Below are 18,838 nucleotides of genomic sequence, written 5' to 3'. Positions count from 1 at the left end.
GTGCCGCTGCGGCGGCCTGGGCAAAGGCGCTGGCGCCCTGCCCGCCCAAGCCCGGGTAAAACGCTTTCCGTTAAAATGCCAGCAGTCCCAGCCAGCACCTGCTGGCTTTGTTTTTTGGCAGCCCAGTCCCGGGTCTGCGCTCTTTGCTGTTCCGTACTGTGTCCTACGCTCCCGAAACCCAACGCCGCCGCACCTTTGCGATCATCTCCCACCCGGACGCGGGTAAGACCACCCTGACCGAAAAGCTGCTGCTGTTCTCCGGTGCGATCCAGATCGCGGGCGCCGTGAAGGGCCGCAAGGCCTCGCGCCACGCCACCTCGGACTGGATGGAGATTGAAAAGCAGCGTGGTATTTCGGTGGCCTCGTCGGTGATGCAGATGAGCTACCGTGACCATGTCATCAACCTGCTCGACACCCCCGGCCACAAGGACTTCTCGGAAGACACCTACCGGGTGCTGACGGCCGTGGACTCGGCGCTGATGGTGATTGATGCGGCCAACGGTGTGGAATCCCAGACCCGCCGCCTGATCGAGGTCTGCCGCCAGCGCGATACGCCCATCATCACCTTCGTCAACAAGATGGACCGCGAAGTGCGTGATCCGCTGGACATCATGGACGAGGTGGAGCGCGAGCTGGGCATGCCCTGCTGCCCCATCACCTGGCCTGTGGGTCAGGGCAAGAGCTTTGGCGGCATCATCAACCTGCTGACCAAGAGCATGACCGTGTTCGCGCCAGGCAGCGACCGCGGCCCCAAGGATTTTGAAGTCATTCCGCTGAGCGAGAGCGACAAGCTGCGCAGCCGCTTTGGCCAGGCCTTTGACGATGCGCTCGATTCGATGGAGCTGGCCCAGGGCGCCTCTGCCGAATGGAACCATGCTGACTTCCTGGCCGGCAAGCTGACGCCGGTGTTCTTCGGCTCCGGTGTGAACAACTTCGGTGTGATGGAAGTGCTCGACGCGGTGGTGGACATGTCGCCACCGCCCGGCCCCCGCATCGCCTATACCGAGGTCAACCGCAACCGCGAAGAGAAAACCATCCATCCGGAAGACAGCAGCTTCTCGGGCGTGGTGTTCAAGGTGCAGGCCAATATGGACAGCAACCACCGCGACCGCATCGCCTTTGTGCGTGTGGCCTCGGGCAAGTACACCCCCGGCATGAAGATGAAGGTGCAGCGCACCGCCAAGGAATTGCGCCCCACCAGCGTGGTGACCTTTATGAGCCAGCGCCGCGAGGCGGTGGACGAAGCCTATGCCGGCGACATCATCGGCTTTACCACGCACGGCGGGGTGCAGCTGGGCGACACCATCACCGATGGGCCCAACCTGCAGTTCACCGGTCTGCCGTTCTTCGCACCGGAAATGTTCATGACCGTGGTGCTGAAGAACCCGCTGCGCACCAAGCAGCTGCAGCAAGGCCTGATGCAGCTGGGCGAAGAAGGCGCTATTCAGGTCTTCAAGCCCGATGCCGGCGGCAATATGCTGCTGGGCGCCGTGGGCCAGCTGCAGTTTGAAGTGGTGCAGCACCGCCTGAAGACCGAGTACGACTGCGAAGTGCGCCTGGAAGGCTGCCAGTACACGGGCGCCCGCTGGATCACCGCCGACACCCCCGCCGAACTGCGCGAGTTTGAACACGCCTACCCGCTGCGCCTGGCCCATGACGCCGCCAACACCCTGGCGTATCTGTGCACCAGCCCCTATGACGTGCGCCTGGCGCAGGAGCGTTTTCCGAAGATCCACTTCCATCCGCTGCGCGAGCATGCGGGCCTGGAATTGCAGACCTCCTGATAGACAGGCCACCGGGTTGGAGCGAACTCGCCACCGTGTGTCCAAGCCATTGCGCGTACCCAAGCCTGGCTGCTCAGGGCTCGCTCACTACGGCAGGCCGCGGACAGGTCCGTCCAAGGCCCGGGTACTGCGCAGGATGCAAGCCTGCTGGTGCATTTGCGCATTTCAGGGTGCTGCAGGCACGATAACAGCAGCCTGAGATCGCATCCATCCCCAATCTTCCCTCGCGAACTCTGCGCTAGGCCCAGATACCAGACCCTGGCTTTTGCGGCCACCAGGGCGGTGGAGCCACCCGGCACGCCTTCTCACCCGTCTCATGGAGGCTACAAAGCGCCTCCGGTGCAGCTCGGAAGAGTATCTGGAATCAAGCTTTTTCCAAGTCGCTCTCGACGATACGTTGTACGATGCGCCTTCCCGAGCGCTTGAGGACGGGTACCACCGCGCCATAAATATCTGCAGCGATGCCGAGAATTGTGCTCCGCACCCCGGATACCCCATATGCAACGGACGCCAACCAGTGACCTCTTTCTGAACCCTCTATAAATCGACGATGGCAGGTGATGGCCGGCGCGGATGCCGTCCTCCTATTGACCCGCCAGAAGAAAATGACACCTCGATTAAGCCATTCGCGCTACTTCTGGATTCTGATTACCGCCTTCGCAGCCTTGTCCTTGTGGCTGCGCATGGCCTTCCCGATTGTGGCCGCCGGCTCGGCGATCCATGATGACCTGCTTTTCGTGCGCTGGGCAGCAGAAATCGGAATGGGAAACTGGCTGGGCGAATACAACAACCTCACCCACGCCAAAGGTGTTGGTTACTCTCTATTCCTGCTGCTCAACCACGCCACAGGGCTGCCACTCAAATTCACAGAGCACACACTCTACCTGGCCACCGCTGGATTTTTTGCCTTCACCATCGGGCAGTTGTACCGCTCTCGTGCGGCCACGCTGCTTACATTTGTCTTGCTGGCCTTCTTTCCGACCGCCTGGGTAGGGGGTGCGGCTGGTCGTGTCGTACGCGAAGGGCTGTATATCTCTCAGTCACTGATGTTACTGACCCTGGGGATCCGGTGTTTTGTTCTGTATGAGGCATCCAGCCCGGCAAAGCAGCTGCGAGAGCATTGGTTATCCCTGGTCTTGCTTGGTTTGTTAGGGGGTTGGTTCTGGATCACTCGGGAAGAAGGGGTATGGCTTGCACCAGCGATGACCGTGCTGGTCGCTTACTGGTTATTTCGCCAACGTGCATGGCGTGAGAACTTTCGCGCCATCGGGGCTTTTTTGGCAGTCCCCATAGTCGCCTTGCTTTTGGTCATTGGCATTATCAACACCATCAATTTTGCGTTCTATGGCGTTTTTCGCAATAACGATTTTCGCTCCAGTGACTTCCAGGCGGGTTACGGCGCCCTGTCTCGCATCAAGCATGAGCATTGGCGGAAATATGTGCCCTTTCCGAAGGATGCACGTGAAAAAGCCTATGAGATGAGTGCTGCCGCACGTGAGTTGAAGCCATTTTTTGAGGGCCCGGGGGGGCAGATGTGGCTGAGTATCACCTGCAGTCAGCCCATGGCTTTGCCTTGTGACGAAATCCAATCCGGTTGGCTCATGTGGGCAGTGCGCGATGCTGCTTCGGGTGCGGGTCACTATGTCAATGCAGGGGAGGCCAAGCACTTTTACCGGCGATTGGCCAAGGAGATCAATGAAGGCTGCCGCCTGCGTCCGGATGATTGCCTTCCCGCCCGCGCGACCATGGTTCCCCCATGGCACCAGGGTTACGCGACTGATACCCTCCTGGCCTCCTGGAAGGTATTCCATACCTTGGCCACCTTGGGCGACATGCCCCCTTATGTATCGGTCAGTGAAGGTGGCGCCAAATACCTCGCACTGTATGAAGTGGTGACCAATGGCCCGCTGGCACCTTTGCAGGATGCAGCCCCAGCCTGGGATGGGCATGCGCTGAAATCGCCACGCGATGCACTGCGCATGCAACTCGCCAGCAGCATTTCAACCGGTGTCAACCAACTATCCAGTTATGGCCTGCCGCTCGCCTTCTGCGTATGGCTGCTCTGGTCTATCGCCGCTTTGTACAAGAGCGTGCGGCAAAAGCGCATCCCCGACCCCGCATGGTGGGTCACGACGGCAATCGCCATGGCCGTGACCACCCGTGTCCTGCTCCTGGGTTTCCTGGATGCCACGTCCATCCCCAGCAACAACATGCTCTATCTGTTCCCGCTGGTGCCTCTTTCGCTGGCCATGCTGCCAGTGACGCTCTGGGGAGCGATCAGCGTATGGAAATCAACCAAGGTCAATCACTCATAATGATGATCGGTCTGATTCTGCCTTGCCAACAGCAAGAGAATCCCTGATTTCAGTAGCAGCATGCCATGGATTTTTAAAATTGAATTATTAATGCAAGAAATAAAGAACAACAAAGAGACACACTTGGTCAACATGGATGCACTACGTGCCATCGCCGTCATTGGGGTGGTCGCGCATCACACCAAAGCGGTGACGGGATTCAGCATTCCATTTATTGGCGACTACGGTGGCCTTTTGGGCGTTGAGCTATTTTTCATCATCAGCGGGTTCCTGATCACCGAGAGTGCCTGCAGAAGCAACCTCAGGAAATATGTCATCCATCGCCTTTTCAGAATTTTCCCTGCTTACTGGTTCACCTATTTATTGCTTGGCATACCAGCCGGTATTTTTCTGAAAGCCGATCAAGACTGGTGGGCGTTCTTTCTGAACCTAGTCAATCTCCAGCAGCTCTCCCCCAAAGCCTTGATTGCCTACGATGTCCTGCATGTCACTTGGACGTTAACGGTCGAATTGATCTGGTACTTCATTGCGCCTCTGTTCATTCTTGGCAAAGCACGTTGGGCTTTGTGGTGGCTGGCGGCTAGCCTAGTGATATCAACATGCTGGAGTTTTTTTGCGGCACAAGGCTATTTCAATGCATGGTTCGCCGATGGCTTCGCATCGCTGCAAAACCCGGCAGATCCAGGCCAGGTGGGGATCATCATCAATAATGCATTTCCTGCACAAATGTTCTTTTTCATATTTGGCGGCTGCATTTATTTCTACAAAGATTTTTTCTTTCGCATCAATGAAACTGTCATCAATGCGACCATCATTGCGCTGCTGCTTTTGATTGGTGTTTATCAAGGAAAGCTGCCCTCCCCCATTTTCCTGACGGGCATTGGCCTTGGCGCCTTGATGATTAAGGTATTGAGAGCCCCGCCCACCAAGGACAAAATCCTGCCGCGCATCGGAAAAATCTCTTACTCGATCTACCTCGTTCATTTTCCCATCATCATCTTTTTCGCACAAAAATTCAGCGGATCCTTGGGAAACATCTCCATTGCTTTGGGATACTTGACAATATTCATTGTTTCCAATGTGGTTTACGAATTGATTGAGAAGAAATTCATTGCCATTGGCCGAAAGCTCTCCTGAGCCCAGTGCTATGCCCCCGTGATTTTATGAATAGCGCCGAGCCCATGCGAACTGTTGAACCTCCACATTCCTCTACGACCTCATCTGCTGAAAAATTGGGGTGGCACTCACCCCTCTCTTACTGGGGATGGATCGCCGTCGTCAGCGCCCTGTCCCTCTGGCTGCGTATGGCTTTTCCGATATTGGCCGTGGGCTGGGCTGCGCATGATGACCTGTTGTTCGTGCGTCTTGCTGCAGAAATCGGGATGGGCAACTGGCTGGGCAAATACAACGAGCTGACCCATGCCAAAGGTGTCGGCTACCCGCTCTTCCTGCTGCTCAACCATGCGACGGCGCTGCCTTTGAAGTTCAGCGAGCACGCGCTGTACCTGGGGTCCGCCGCCTTCTTTGCGCACACCATGGGGCAGATGACCCGCTCGCGCTGGCTGAGCTTGCTGCTGTTCACAGTGATGGCCTTTCAGCCCGCCGCCTGGTTGGAACAGTCGGGCGGTCGGGTGATGCGCGAAGGTATCTATGTCTCGCAAACCCTGTTGCTGCTGACCTTGGGCCTGCGCTGCTGGGTCGCTGCAGCTGCAAAGGCCTTGCCCGCCGAGCAACTGCGCATGCAATGGCGCCCTCTGCTGGCCATGGGCCTGGTTGGGGGCTGGTTCTGGCTGACGCGGGAAGAAGGCGTATGGTTGCTGCCCGCCCTCTCACTGCTGCTGGCCTATTGGCTATGGATGCAGCGCTCGGCACTGCTGCGCCATTGGAAGCCGGCATTGGCGTTTGCTGCGCTGCCCATTGCGGTGGCCACGGTCATGGTCACGGCGGTCAATACCACCAATTACGCCGTGTATGGGGTTTTTCGCAACAACGATTTCCGCTCGAGCGACTTTCTCGCGGGCTATGGCGCACTCACGCGTATTCGCCATGACCATTGGCAGCGCTATGTCCCGTTTCCCAAGGATGCCCGCGAGCGCGCCTATGCCATGAGTGATGCCGCGCGTGAGCTGAAGCCCTATTTCGAGGGCGAGGGGGGCGAGTTCTGGCGCCAGGGAGGCTGCGCGCAAACCCAGACCTCGCCCTGCCCGGAGATTTTGTCTGGCTGGTTCATGTGGGCCCTGCGCCGTGCCGTTGCCACCAATGGGTACTATGACAATGCAAAAGATGCAAAGGCTTTCTACCGCAGACTCGCCTCGGAAATCGATGCCGGCTGCCGCCAGCACCCTGGAGACTGCCTCCCAGCCCGCGCCACGATGGTGCCACCATGGCACGAGGGCTACGCGCTCGATGCCCTCAAGGCATCCGGTCAGGTCTTCTGGACGCTTGCTACGCTGGACCATGCCAAGCTGAAGACGTACCACAGCGTTGGCGAGCCCCTGCATCTCAGGCTGTTCGAAGTCGTGACCAACGGCCCGATTGCGCCCACGGCCGATCCTGAAACACTCGCGGTGGACCTGACATCGCCACGCGACAAATTACGGCTCAAGCTGGCACAGGCAATCGCAACGGCCATGAGCAAGGCATCGGCAGTGGCTCTGCCCCTGGCATTCGCTTTCTGGTTCCTATGGTCTGTAGCGCTGCTGGCCAAAAGGCGTATGCCTGATATGGCCTGGATGCTCGCAACCAGCCTGGCAGCAGCACTGGTCACCCGCGTGGCCCTGCTCGGCTTTCTGGAAGCGACGTCCATCCCCAGCAACTACATCCTCTACCTGTACCCTGCCGTGCCACTGTCCCTCGCATTCCCGGTCGTCGTGGCCTGGTGCATGGCCCGGCATCTCAAGGACCGCAGAAACAGCAGGCACAATGCGGCAACTGCCTGAATGATTGAGAAGAATACTGAAAAATGACAGCACAACAACCGGCCAATCTCTACCGCAACCAACGCATCGCCGTCATCCTCCCCTGCCACAACGAAGAGCTGACCGTGCGCCCGGTGGTGGAAGGCTTTCGCCAAGCCCTGCCTGAGGCGGAGATCTACATCTTCAACAACCTCTCGACGGACCGCACCGCCGAGATCGCTGTTGAAGTAGGCGCGCATCTGCGCAACGTCCATCTGAAGGGCAAAGGCAATGTCGTGCGCCGCATGTTTGCCGATGTGGATGCCGACATCTATGTGATGGCCGATGGCGACGCGACCTACCACGCACCATCAGCACGCAAGCTTATCGACATGCTGATTGACCAACAGCTGGACATGGTGGTGGGCGCGCGCGTGGAGGCCGAACCCGCACCCGGCGACACAGGTATCACCTACCGCCCCGGCCATCGCTGGGGCAACAAGCTGTTGACGGGCACGGTTCAGCAGATCTTTGGCGGCAGCTTCCGTGACATGCTCTCGGGCTACCGGGTGTTTTCGCGGCGCTATGTCAAATCCTTCCCTGCACATTCGCAAGGCTTCGAGATCGAGACCGAGCTGAATGTCCATGCGCTGGAGCTGCGCATGCCTTGTACCGAGGTGGATACGCCTTATGGCGCCCGGCCCGAGGGCTCGGCCAGCAAGCTGTCCACCTACCGCGACGGCTGGCGCATCCTCAAGACCATCGGCCGCCTGGTGGTCAGCGAGAAGCCTCTGCAGTTCTTTGGCTGGCTGGGCGCTGCGCTGGCGCTGGTCGCCATTGCACTGGCCGTTCCCATCGTGATGGAATACAGCCATACCGGCATGGTGCGGCGCTTTCCAACCTTGGGGCTGGCTTCCGCCATGGTGGTCTGCGGGGGGGTCTCCTTTGTCACTGGCCTGATCCTGCAAGCGATTACGCTGACACGGCGCGAAATCAAGCAGTTTGCCTATCTGGCATCCGTGGCCAATACACCGAGCAAGTAATGGGGTTCAAACTCCAGCGCTCGCTCCTGTGGTTTTTGATGGCAGGCGCCGTCGCTTTTGTCGTGGACGTCCTGGCTTTGACCTTGCTGCGTGATGCCCTCGGTGTGTATGCAGCCCGGGCGGTATCCTTCTGGCTGGCCGCGACCACCACCTGGCTGATCAACCGCAACATCTCCTTTGCGGGACGCAGCGCCACTGGCAGTCTTCTTGCTGAGTATCTGCGCTATTTGGGGCTGATGCTGGGAGGTGGTGCCATCAACTTTGCGGTGTACTCCTTGCTGGCCTGGACCTTTCCACAGGGTCCACTGTGGCTGATGCTTTATGTTGCAGCAGGGACCTTGACCGCGATGTCTGTGAATTACCTGGGCATGAGCCGCCTGCTATATCGCCAGCAGCCAGAACACTGAGCCCACGGTCCGCGCCACGCACCAATACATGCGGCGTGCTTGCTGTGAGACAAGTAAAACTTAGAGAATATGAACCGCATGGAACCGCAACGCCTGCACCAGGCCAACAATTTTGACGCCTTGCGCCTGACAGCGGCCCTGGCGGTGCTGTTCAGCCACCAGTACCCTGTCACAGGCACCTTGCCGCCTAGCTGGATGAACGTGGCCATGGTGGGCGGCGTGGCCGTCATGGCTTTCTTTGTCATCAGCGGCTACCTGGTGACGATCAGCTGGTTTTCGCAGCCACGCCTCTGGGTGTTTTGTGCCAAGCGCGCGCTGCGCATCTGGCCAGCCTTGGCGGTGGTCGTGCTGCTGGCCATATTCCTGCTGGGCCCGAGCCTGACGACGCTGCCTCTGCGCGATTATTTCCACCACCCCATGACCTGGGACTATCTGCACAACCTGCTGCTGCAGATTCGCTGGAGCCTGCCAGGGGTTTTTGAGAACAATGCCTTGCCCCATACGGTCAACGGATCGTTGTGGACCATTCCCATGGAGGTGAGCTGCTATGCCGTACTGGCTGCAGCCGGGGTTTTGGGCTTGTTGCGCTGGCGATGGGTATGGGCCTGCTGCTGCCTGGGCTACCTGCTGTGGTTTCTCACCCAGATGACCATGGACCTGCGGGGCGTCATGACGCACTGGTTGGAGTTTCCTGCCTATTTTGCCTTTGGGTCGCTGATCGCTACGCTCAACGACGGGTTTCTGCGCTACCGCCTGGCCTGCTGCGCTGCGGCCTGTGTGGCCGGCGGGCTGCTGTGGGCCTGCGGCTTTAGCTATTCGGCGTTGCTGCTGTTTCTGCCCGCCGTTCTGGTGGGAGTGGGCACCCTGTCTTGGCCAGTGCTTCGCCAGGCAGGCGGCTGGGGTGATGTATCGTACGGGGTTTATCTGTACGCCTTCCCGATCCAGCAGACGGTTCGCCATCTCTGGCCCGACTGGGGTTTTGCCAGCAGTCTGGCACTGGTAGCCATGCTGACCTTGCTGGCCGGCTGGCTGTCCTGGCAGTTGGTAGAGGCACCCACCCTGCGCCTCAAACGTTTTTTACGCTGATCTCTCGCTGTTCCCCTCTCTATGCTTGCTCTGAACCAATGGCAGCCGACCCCCCCCATCGTCGGCCTGCTGACCGATATCGACGACACCCTGACAACAGAGGGCGCCGTCCCTGACACCGTGGTGCATGCCATCGCTGCCCTGAAGGCCAAGGGTCTGGCCGTTATCCCCATCACCGGCCGCCCAGTGGGTTGGAGCGAGCCCTTTGCTGCTGCCTGGCCGGTGGATGCCATCGTGGCCGAAAACGGCGCCGTGGCGCTGCGCCGCAATGCCAGCGGCGGGCTGGACAAGCTCTACCAGCAGGACGAGGCCACGCGCATCGCCAACTTTGCCAAGATGCAGGCGGTGCTGACGCAGATCGAGCAGACGGTGCCGGGCGCGCAGCGCGCCACCGATTCGGCCGGGCGCGAATGCGATATCGCCGTGGACCACAGCGAGTTCACGCAGATGCCACAGGCCGATATCGACCGCTGTGTGGCGCTGATGCAGGCGGCCGGCATGAACGCCACCGTCAGCTCCATCCACATCAATGGCTGGTTTGGCGGGCACAACAAGCTGGAGGGCGCGCGCTGGATCGTCAAGACCTTGTTCGGGCGTGATCTAGATGCCGAAATCGGCCAGTGGTGCTATATCGGCGACTCCACCAATGACCAGCTGATGTTCCAGCACTTCGAAAACAGTTTTGGCGTGGCCAATATCGAGCGCTTTGTGCCCCAGCTGCAGCACCTGCCGCGTTATGTGACGCGCGGCGAGCGCGGCGCCGGCTTTATCGAGCTGGCCGAGCGCATCTGCGCGCTGAAGTAAGCGCCGGGGCGACGAACCGGTCGCCCTCTGCATCGCAAAAACGCCCGCGGCACCTGAGGTGCAGCGGGCGTTTTGTCGTGTAGAACGCGCGAAAGCGCGGTCTGAATCAGGGCTTGAAGTCGAACTGCTGCTGCAGGATGACCTTCATCGGCTGGTTGTTCTTCATCGCGGGGCGGTACTTCCACAGGCGCACCGCGCGCTCCACCTCGGTGGCCATGTCGCGGGAGGTGGTGGTCAGGGTCTTCACATCGCTGACGGCACCATCGGTGTTGACGACGAACTGCACGCGCACGCTGGCCGGTTGGGGCTGGGCACCTGCGGGGTAAGGGAAACGGGGCGATGCACCGGTCAGCAGCTGGGGCGCCGTGTCGCAGGCATTGCCGGCGCAGCCGGCGGCAGCGGGGGCCGCATTGGCGGCTGGGGCCGTGGTCGCAGCAGCGCCAGCATCAGGCGTGGGAGCCGGCTCGTTGGTGGCGCAGCCTGCCAGCAGTGCGGCAAGAACGGTGACAACGGCAGAACTGGTACGGATCAATGGCATGGTCTGAAGCTTCCAAAAGTCTCATGGTGGTGCGGCCCAGGCCAACCTGGCGTGCACAGGGCGCGGCGCAACAACAGTGCCCGCGCAGCAAACCCCATGTTTTACCACGGGCCTGCGGCTCTAATGTGGAGAAATCGGGTACATGCCCGCCCCAGCATGTCGAAATTGCCGTGCGTGACTACGCGCATTGGCACTAGCGGTTAGGATTTACAGCTGTTCGCCCGCAGCCGTGCACCGGCTGCCCGCGACGGCCCGATCACTGGATACCTCCAAGACACTCAAGGAAAAACGGCAATGACCACTGCATATCCGGATACCCGACTGCTGATCAACAACGAATGGTGCGATGCCTCCGACGGCAAGACCATCGATGTGGTGAACCCCGCCACGGGCAAGCCCATCGGCAAGGTGGCCCACGCCACCAAGAAAGACATGGACCGTGCATTGGAGGCGGCCCAGGCTGGTTTCCTGGTCTGGCGTGCAACCCCTGCGATCGAGCGCGCCAACATCATGCGCCGTGCCGCTGGCCTGCTGCGTGAGCGTGCCGAGCAGATCGGCCGCCTGCTGACCCAGGAACAAGGCAAGCCCTTTGTTGAAGCCAAGGGTGAAGTGCTGGCCGGTGCCGGCATCATCGAATGGTTTGCCGATGAGGGCCTGCGCGTCTATGGCCGCATCGTGCCCGCCCGCGTGCCCAACGTGCAGCAGCTGGTGATCAAGGAGCCGGTTGGCCCCATCGCCGCGTTCACGCCCTGGAACTTCCCCGTCAACCAGGTGGTGCGCAAGCTGGGTGCGGCGCTGGGCACCGGCTGCTCCTTCCTGGTGAAGGCCCCAGAAGAAACCCCCGCATCGCCTGCCGCGCTGCTGCAGTGCTTTGTCGATGCCGGCCTGCCCAAGGGCGTGCTGGGTCTGCTGTTCGGCTCGCCTTCCGAGATCTCCGAGTACCTGATCCCCCACCCGATCATCCGCAAGGTCACCTTCACCGGCTCGACCGTGGTGGGCAAGCAGCTGGCCGCGCTGGCTGGCGCCCACATGAAGCGCGTGACGATGGAGCTGGGCGGCCACGCCCCGGTGATCGTCGCGGAAGACGCCGATGTGGAACTGGCCGTCAAGGCCACGGCTGCTGCCAAGTTCCGCAATGCCGGCCAGGTCTGCATCTCGCCCACCCGTTTCCTGGTGCACCGCGATGTGAAGGACGCCTTTGTCAGCGCCTTCGTCAAGCACGCAGAAAGCCTGAAGCTGGGTGATGGCCTGACGGACGGCACCACCCTGGGCCCGCTGGCCAATGCCCGCCGCCTGACCGCCATGGCCCAGGTCGTCGAAGACGCCGCTGCCAAGGGCGCCAAGGTTGCCACCGGTGGCGCACGCGTGGGCAGCGAAGGCAACTTCTTCGCACCCACCATCCTGGCCGATGTGCCGATGAACGCCTCGGTGTTCAACGACGAGCCCTTTGGCCCGATCGCCGCGATCCGCACCTTCGAAAAGCTCGAAGACGCGATCACCGAAGCCAACCGCCTGCCTTTCGGCCTGGCTGCTTACGCCTACACCCGTTCGTACAAGAACGTGCAGCTGCTGTCGAACCAGATCGAAGCGGGCATGGTCTGGATCAACCAGGCGGCCACGCCAACGGCCGAGTTCCCCTTCGGCGGCGTGAAGGACTCCGGCTACGGCAGCGAAGGCGGCCCGGAAGCCATGGAGGCTTACCTGAACTCCAAGGCAGTGTCGATCACCGCCGTGTAAAAACTGCCCAAGGGCCTGTGCGCAGGCCTTGGACACAAAAAAAGCAAGTCTGCGGACTTGCTTTTTTCTTGGGCACTACCATCAGGCCGCGCCAGATTCAGGAGGCTGCATCCGCCTCGCGCTCGCGCCGGCTGGGCAGGCCAAAGGCAATGGCACCCAGCGCCCCCTGCACCAGCGCATACACGCCATAAATCAGCCCCACGCCCACCGCCAAGGCCGCTGGCACACCAAAGGGCGCCAAGGCCGCGGCACTGGCCGCTTCACGCGTGCCCCAGCCGCCCACGCTGACCGGCAAGGCCGCCATCAGAAAAATGGGGGCCATCGCAAACGCCCAGGCGGCCAGGTCCAGATGGATACCCAGCGCCAGCCCACCCAGCGCCAGCGCTGCGGCGGACAGCAGCTGCACCAGTGCAGAAGAAACCGCTTGTATAAGCATCTGGCGGTTGAAGTCCGGCCGCGCAGCGGCCTGCAGCAAGGGCTGCAACCAGCCCGGCAGGCTGGCCGCCTGTCGCTGGCCCAACCACCACAGCAGCAGCCAGGGCAAAGCGATCCAGACGATGGTGCCCAGCAGCATCAAAACCTGCAGTGCACCTGGAGAAATACGCAACACAGGCGCCAAGGCGCTGGCGGACAGCGCCGCGCCGATGGCGCCAATGGCGCAGAGCATCCACAGGCCGCTGAAGCGGTCCAGCAGCACCGACAGCGAGGCAGCGGCCTTGCCCTGGCCGCTGCGCTGCAGCACCACGGCGCGGTAGACATCGCCGCCCACCACGGCGCCGGGCAGCAAGGCATTCAGGCCAATGGCCTGGAAATACCAGCGCAGCGCATCGAGCCAGCGCATCGGCGCGCCCAGCCACTGCGCGAGCGCCCGCCAGCGCCAGGCAGACACCACGTTCGACGCGATGGCGGCTGCCAGCCCCGCCAACAGCCAGCGCCCATCGGCCGCACGCAGCCGGTCCCAAAGGGCCGCAGGGTCGGCAAAATACGCGACGGCGCCCAGCAAAGCGGCGCCACACAAGGCCTTGATGCAGGCTTTTTGTGTACGGTTCACACCAGGGGGCGCTTAAAGACTGGGGGCGGCAGCGGACTGAACAGCTTGCGCGCGCGCGGCATAGGCATAGGTGTCCAGGCGCACCATGCGGGGGGCCTCGCCGGTCTCGTCAATCACATAGTCGTCCGCATAGTACTGGCGGCCACCGCCCGACTCATAGTAGATGCGGGTCAGCAGCTCACCGATCAGGCCGGCGGCGACAAAGGTCATGCCCATCAGCACCAGCATCACGCCAATGATCAGCAAGGGTCGGCCGCCAATGCTCTCGCCCATCAGCTTGACGATGAACAGATAGGCCAGGATCAGAAAGCCCGGTGTGGCCAGCCACAGGCCCAGGCCGCCAAAGGCATGCAGCGGGCGCTGGCGGTAGCGCATCAGGAAGACCATCAGGATCAAATCCAGAATCACGCGGAAGGTGCGGTCAATGCCGTACTTGGAGACACCCGCCGTGCGGGCGTGGTGGCGCACCGGCACTTCGGTGATGCGGGCACCGGCATCGCGCGCCAGCGACGGGATGAAGCGGTGCAGCTCGCCATAGAGGTGCACGCGGTCGATGATGTGGCGGCGGTAGGCCTTGAGCGCGCAGCCATAGTCGTGCAGTTGCACGCCGGTGGCGTTGGAGATCAAACGGTTGGCAATCTTGGACGGCAGCTTGCGCGAGATCGCAGCATCCTGGCGGTCCTTGCGCCAGCCGGAAACCATATCGACGCTCGGGTCGGTCTCCAGGCGGTTGAGCAGCAGGGGAATGTCGTCGGGCTCGTTTTGCAGGTCGGCATCCAGGGTCACCACATAGCGGCCCTGCACCCGGTCAAAACCGGCCTGCAGCGCGCTGGACTGGCCATAGTTGCGCGCCAAGATCACCGGGCGCAGCCAGGGGCGCGTGGCAGCCAGCTCCAGCAGGCGTTTGGCGCTGTCGTCCTTGGAGCCATCGTCGACGGCAATCAGCTCATAGCTCAGCGGCTGCGAGCGCATGGCCGCGTCAATCCGGTCGACCAGGGCGATCAGATTGTCGAACTCGTTGTAGATGGGGACGACGATGGAAACAGCAGGGGACATAAGGGGCACATTGCAAAAAGCCGCTCCAAGGGATGGCTGAACCGGGACCGAAAACGGTATGCGGCGCAGCCCAACCGGGGTGGGCGACTCTTCTGGCATTGGTAAAACAGCGGTCGCCTATACTACCTGATCCGCTCTTTCCTCTGCTGCTGATGCGACAGGCTGGTGCCGCGCCTTGGGGCTGCGGGCCCTGTATGCACCAGCATTTCGTGTTTCTGCCATGACCTCTGCGTCCCCCTCCACCGCCAAAGATTGGCAGTCCCAGCTCTACCGCCACCCTCTGGCCTGGGTGCTGCTGCTGGCCTGTGCGCATGTCATCTCGCGGGTGGCCATCTCGGACGGCATGAAATGGGACGAGTCCGAACAAATCCTCTGGTCCCAGCAGTTCCTGCTGGGCTACGGCGCCCAGCCGCCCGCCTATAGCTGGTTGCAATGGCTGGTGGGCCAGCTGCTGGGGCCCACGGTGCTGTCGCTGTCGCTGGTCAAGCACAGCCTGATCGTGCTCTCCTATGTGCTGGCCTGGCAAACCGGCCGCGCGCTGCTGCCGGCCAAGGGCGCCTTCTGGGTCGCCGGTGGCCTGCTGCTGATGCTGCCCTTTGGCTGGGACAGCGTGCGCGACCAGACCCACACCATCCTCGTCACCGCGATGACCTTTGGCGCCTGGTGGATGGCCTTGCGCCAGGTGCGCGCGCCAGCGCTGATCAACTTTGTCGGCCTGGGCATCTTCTGCGGCGTGGGCATGCTGGCCAAGTACAGCTTTGCGATGCTGATCGGCGTGTTTGCCGTGGCCGCCTTCAGCGTGCCCCAGGTGCGCCGGGCGCTGCTGGGCCGGGGCTGGTGGCTGGCGCCGCTGATTGGCCTGCTGATCTTTGCGCCACACGGCTACTGGCTGCTGCACCACTGGCGTGAGGCCACCACCGAGACCATCAACAAGATGGACATCTCCACCCAGGTCTCCCACCTCAAGGGCCTGGGCGCGCTGGCCAATGCCGTGTTCTCCACCCTGGGGCTGTGGCTGCTGGTCAGCCTGGCCAGCTACCGCAGCCGTTTGTGGAAAGCCGATGCGGCACCATCCCCTGCCGCAGATGCAGCCCTGCCGGAATGGCGCATCTGGGCCTGGCCGCTGCTGTGGCGCTACCTGGCGCTGGTGTTTGCGATCCTGGTGGGCATGGTGCTGGTGGGCGATGTCAGCAGCTTCAAGCAGCGCTGGGTGCTGCCGCTGACGGCCGTGGCGCCGCTGGCGCTGTATGTCTGGCGCCCGCGCCTGCTGGCCGATGGCGTGGGCCGGGGCTACACCACCACGGTGCTGGTGTTTGCGCTGATTTTCCTGACCCTGGCGACGGTACGCCCCTGGCAGTCCAACCTGCGCAAGGATCCCGACGAACTCAACCACCCCGTCGCGCAGCTGAGCGCCGCGCTGGCGGCTGCGGGCTATGACGGCAAAGGCGTCATCGTCGGCTCGGACAACATGGTCGCCGCCATGCTGCGCTCGCGCAATCCCCAGGCCTATGCCACGGCCTGCACGGCCGAGTTTGGCCGCATGGCCGACTGCCTCGCTCAGGCCCGCGCCAAGGCCGCGCAAAGCGGCAGCGGCCTGCTGTACATTGCCCGCATGGACAAGGCCACGCCCGCCTGGTGGGAGGCGGTGCTGGCCACGGCGCCCAGCACTGCCATCCAAGATCTGACCCTTCCGTTTTCCCATATGCGTGCCAGCACACCGCCCATGCACTACCAGTTTGTGTGGCTGCCCGCACCCATCTCACCATGAAACCTGTTCTCGTCACCGGCGCTGCCGGCTTTATCGGCATGCACTGCGCCTTGCGCCTGTTGGAGCGTGGCCTGCCCGTTGTCGGCATCGACAACCTCAACAGCTACTACGATGTCGCGCTCAAGCAGGCCCGGCTCGCGCAGCTGCAAAGCCATCCCCACTTCCGCTTCATCCAGCTCGATCTGGCCGACCGCGCCGGCATGGCCGCACTGTTTGATGAGGTGCAACCCCAGCGCGTGCTGCACCTGGCCGCCCAGGCCGGGGTGCGCTACTCCATCGACCAGCCCGACGACTACACGGATTCGAACCTGCTGGGCTTTGGCCATGTGTTGCAGGGCTGCCGCAAGCACCAGGTCGCGCACCTGGTCTATGCCAGCAGCTCCAGCGTCTACGGCGGCAATGCCAAGATGCCTTATGCCGAGAGCGATGCCGTCGACCACCCGATCAGCTACTACGCAGCCACCAAGAAGGCCAACGAGCTGATGGCGCACACCTACTCGCACCTCTACCAGATGCCCACCACCGGACTGCGCTTTTTCACGGTCTACGGGCCCTGGGGCCGGCCGGACATGGCCTTGTTCAAGTTCACCAAGGCCATCCTGGCGGGCGAAACCATCGACGTCTACGGCAACGGCCAGCTGGTGCGCGATTTCACCTTCATCGACGACATCGTCGAAGGCATTCTGCGTGTGCTGGACAAACCCGCCACGCCCGATGCCAGCTATGACCCTCTGCAGCCCAACCCGGGCACCAGCACCGCGCCCTACCGCATCTTCAACATCGGCAACCGCCAGCCCACCGTGCTGATGGACTACATCGCCGCGCTGGAATCCGCGCTGGGCATGCAGGCCCATAAGCGCATGCTGCCCATCCAGCCGGGCGACATGCACAGCACCTCGGCCGACACCCGGGCCTTGCAGGCCTGGGTGCAGTTCGCCCCTTCTTTCACTGTCACAGACGGAATCCAGCGCTTTGTCGACTGGTACCGCTCGTTCTACCGCGTATGAAAGTCACTGTTTTTGGAACCGGCTATGTCGGTCTTGTTCAAGGTGCCGTGCTGGCCGATGTCGGCCACCAGGTGCTCTGTGTCGATGTGGATGCGGCCAAGGTCGCTGCACTGCAGGCCGGCCAGATCCCCATCCATGAACCGGGCCTGGACAAGCTCGTCACCAGCAACCATGCCAATGGCCGGCTGCGCTTTACCACCGATGCAGCGCTGGGCGTCAGCTACAGCGAGGTGATCTTCCTGGCCGTGGGCACGCCCCCCGATGAGGACGGCAGCGCCGACCTGCAGTACGTGCTGGCCGTGGCCCGCACCATTGCCCAGCACATGAATGGCCCGCGCATCGTCATCAACAAATCCACCGTGCCGGTGGGCACGGCCGACAAGGTGCGCGCGGTGATCGCCGAGGGCCTGGCCGCACGCGGCGCCAGCTATGGCTTCGATGTGGTCTCCAACCCGGAATTCCTCAAGGAAGGCGCGGCCGTGGCAGACTGCCAGCGACCCGACCGCATCATCATCGGCACCAGCAACCCCACGTCAGAGGCGCGGCTGCGCGAGCTGTATGCGCCCTTCAACCGCAACCACGACAAGATCGTGGTGATGGATGTGCGCAGCGCCGAGCTGACCAAGTACGCCGCCAACGCCATGCTGGCCACCAAGATCAGCTTCATGAACGAGATCGCCAACCTGGCCGAGCGCCTGGGCGCCAATGTGGAAGCGGTGCGCCGCGGCATTGGCAGCGATCCGCGCATTGGCTACCACTTCATCTACCCCGGTGTGGGCTATGGCGGCAGCTGCTTTCCCAAGGATGTGAAGGCCCTGGTGCGCACCGCCGAGGAAATCGGCTTCGACCCCTTGCTGCTCAATGCCGTCGAAGCCCGCAATGAAGCCCAGCGCAACGTGCTGTTCGAGCGCATCAGCGCCTTCTATGGCGGCCAGCTGCAGGGCAAGACGATTGCGCTCTGGGGCCTGGCCTTCAAGCCCAACACCGATGACATGCGCGAGGCGCCCAGCCGCAACCTGCTGGAATCGCTGTGGGCCGCAGGCGCCCGCGTGCAGGCCTATGACCCCGTCGCGATGCAGGAAGCCCAACGCATCTATGGCGAGCGCAGCGATCTGGTGCTGGCCGCCGACCCCGAGGCCACCTTGCAGGGCGCCGACTGCCTGGCCATCGTCACCGAGTGGCAGATCTTCCGCGCGCCCGATTTTGGCCAGCTGGCCCAGAGCCTGCGCGACCGCATGATTTTTGATGGCCGCAACCTCTATGACCCGGCCTTGGTCGCCGGTCATGGCCTGGGCTATGTGTCCATCGGCCGTCAGCCGGTGCCGCGCAGCGAATAAGGCGCTTG

General features: G+C 62.2%; 15 protein-coding genes. 12 read left to right on the top strand and 3 right to left on the bottom strand.

The window, feature by feature from the left end; translation table 11 throughout:
• Positions 1-158: 158 nt before the first annotated feature.
• From EDF71_RS15185 to EDF71_RS15150, 8 genes are all read left to right on the top strand, one after another.
• A complete protein-coding gene (locus EDF71_RS15185) occupies positions 159-1,784 on the top strand; it encodes a peptide chain release factor 3 (protein WP_133857421.1) in 1,626 nt (541 codons plus the stop codon).
• A 560-nt stretch (positions 1,785-2,344) separates the two neighbouring features.
• Positions 2,345-4,099, top strand: a complete 1,755-nt coding sequence (locus EDF71_RS15180; protein ID WP_133857420.1) for a hypothetical protein — start codon at positions 2,345-2,347, stop codon at positions 4,097-4,099.
• A gap of 132 nt (positions 4,100-4,231) precedes the next feature.
• The gene (locus tag EDF71_RS15175) at positions 4,232-5,236 is read left to right on the top strand and encodes an acyltransferase (RefSeq protein WP_166656550.1); all 1,005 of its coding nucleotides are present in this window, start codon (positions 4,232-4,234) and stop codon (positions 5,234-5,236) included.
• A 26-nt stretch (positions 5,237-5,262) separates the two neighbouring features.
• Complete coding sequence (locus EDF71_RS15170) at positions 5,263-7,038, top strand: hypothetical protein (RefSeq protein WP_133857418.1); 1,776 nt, start codon at positions 5,263-5,265, stop codon at positions 7,036-7,038.
• Between the two features lie 23 nt (positions 7,039-7,061).
• Entirely contained in the window at positions 7,062-8,039 is a 978-nt protein-coding gene (locus tag EDF71_RS15165) for a glycosyltransferase family 2 protein (RefSeq protein ID WP_133857417.1), read from the top strand.
• Complete coding sequence (locus EDF71_RS15160; protein ID WP_133857416.1) at positions 8,039-8,446, top strand: GtrA family protein; 408 nt, start codon at positions 8,039-8,041, stop codon at positions 8,444-8,446. Before EDF71_RS15165 ends, EDF71_RS15160 begins: the two co-directional genes overlap by 1 nt.
• 78 nt (positions 8,447-8,524) lie before the next feature.
• Positions 8,525-9,532, top strand: coding sequence for an acyltransferase (locus EDF71_RS15155; protein ID WP_133857415.1), 1,008 nt, complete (start codon positions 8,525-8,527; stop codon positions 9,530-9,532).
• Positions 9,533-9,553: 21 nt separating this feature from the next.
• Complete coding sequence (locus EDF71_RS15150) at positions 9,554-10,336, top strand: HAD-IIB family hydrolase (RefSeq protein ID WP_133857414.1); 783 nt, start codon at positions 9,554-9,556, stop codon at positions 10,334-10,336.
• A gap of 106 nt (positions 10,337-10,442) precedes the next feature.
• Here the strand turns inward: EDF71_RS15150 and EDF71_RS15145 are convergent, their stop codons facing one another.
• Positions 10,443-10,874 (bottom strand): TonB family protein, encoded by a 432-nt coding sequence (locus EDF71_RS15145; protein WP_133857413.1) that lies wholly within the window; start codon positions 10,872-10,874, stop codon positions 10,443-10,445.
• 294 nt (positions 10,875-11,168) lie between these two features.
• Between EDF71_RS15145 and EDF71_RS15140 the strand changes: the two genes are divergently transcribed.
• Positions 11,169-12,611, top strand: coding sequence for an NAD-dependent succinate-semialdehyde dehydrogenase (locus EDF71_RS15140; RefSeq protein ID WP_133857412.1), 1,443 nt, complete (start codon positions 11,169-11,171; stop codon positions 12,609-12,611).
• A gap of 97 nt (positions 12,612-12,708) precedes the next feature.
• Here EDF71_RS15140 and EDF71_RS15135 read toward each other — a convergent pair whose 3' ends face one another.
• Positions 12,709-13,662: a lysylphosphatidylglycerol synthase transmembrane domain-containing protein gene (locus EDF71_RS15135; RefSeq protein WP_133857411.1), complete on the bottom strand. Its 954-nt coding sequence runs from the start codon at positions 13,660-13,662 to the stop codon at positions 12,709-12,711.
• 12 nt (positions 13,663-13,674) lie between these two features.
• Positions 13,675-14,718 (bottom strand): glycosyltransferase family 2 protein, encoded by a 1,044-nt coding sequence (locus EDF71_RS15130; protein WP_133857410.1) that lies wholly within the window; start codon positions 14,716-14,718, stop codon positions 13,675-13,677.
• A 220-nt stretch (positions 14,719-14,938) separates the two neighbouring features.
• On the opposite strand from EDF71_RS15130, the gene EDF71_RS15125 reads away from it, so the two are divergent.
• The 3 genes from EDF71_RS15125 to EDF71_RS15115 are packed head-to-tail and all read left to right on the top strand — an operon-like array spanning position 14,939 to position 18,830.
• Complete coding sequence (locus tag EDF71_RS15125; protein WP_243854323.1) at positions 14,939-16,486, top strand: glycosyltransferase family 39 protein; 1,548 nt, start codon at positions 14,939-14,941, stop codon at positions 16,484-16,486.
• On the top strand, positions 16,483-17,493 hold the full coding sequence (locus EDF71_RS15120) for an NAD-dependent epimerase (protein WP_133857409.1): 1,011 nt from the start codon (positions 16,483-16,485) through the stop codon (positions 17,491-17,493). The genes EDF71_RS15125 and EDF71_RS15120 overlap by 4 nt, the downstream gene beginning before the upstream one ends.
• On the top strand, positions 17,490-18,830 hold the full coding sequence (locus EDF71_RS15115; protein WP_133857408.1) for a UDP-glucose/GDP-mannose dehydrogenase family protein: 1,341 nt from the start codon (positions 17,490-17,492) through the stop codon (positions 18,828-18,830). Before EDF71_RS15120 ends, EDF71_RS15115 begins: the two co-directional genes overlap by 4 nt.
• The last annotated feature ends 8 nt before the right edge of the window (positions 18,831-18,838 follow it).

The organism is Comamonas sp. JUb58 (assembly GCF_004364775.1).
Lineage (GTDB): Bacteria > Pseudomonadota > Gammaproteobacteria > Burkholderiales > Burkholderiaceae_C > Comamonas.
Note: the sequence above shows the minus strand (reverse complement) of the source record. Positions and strands in the feature narration are given on the sequence as shown.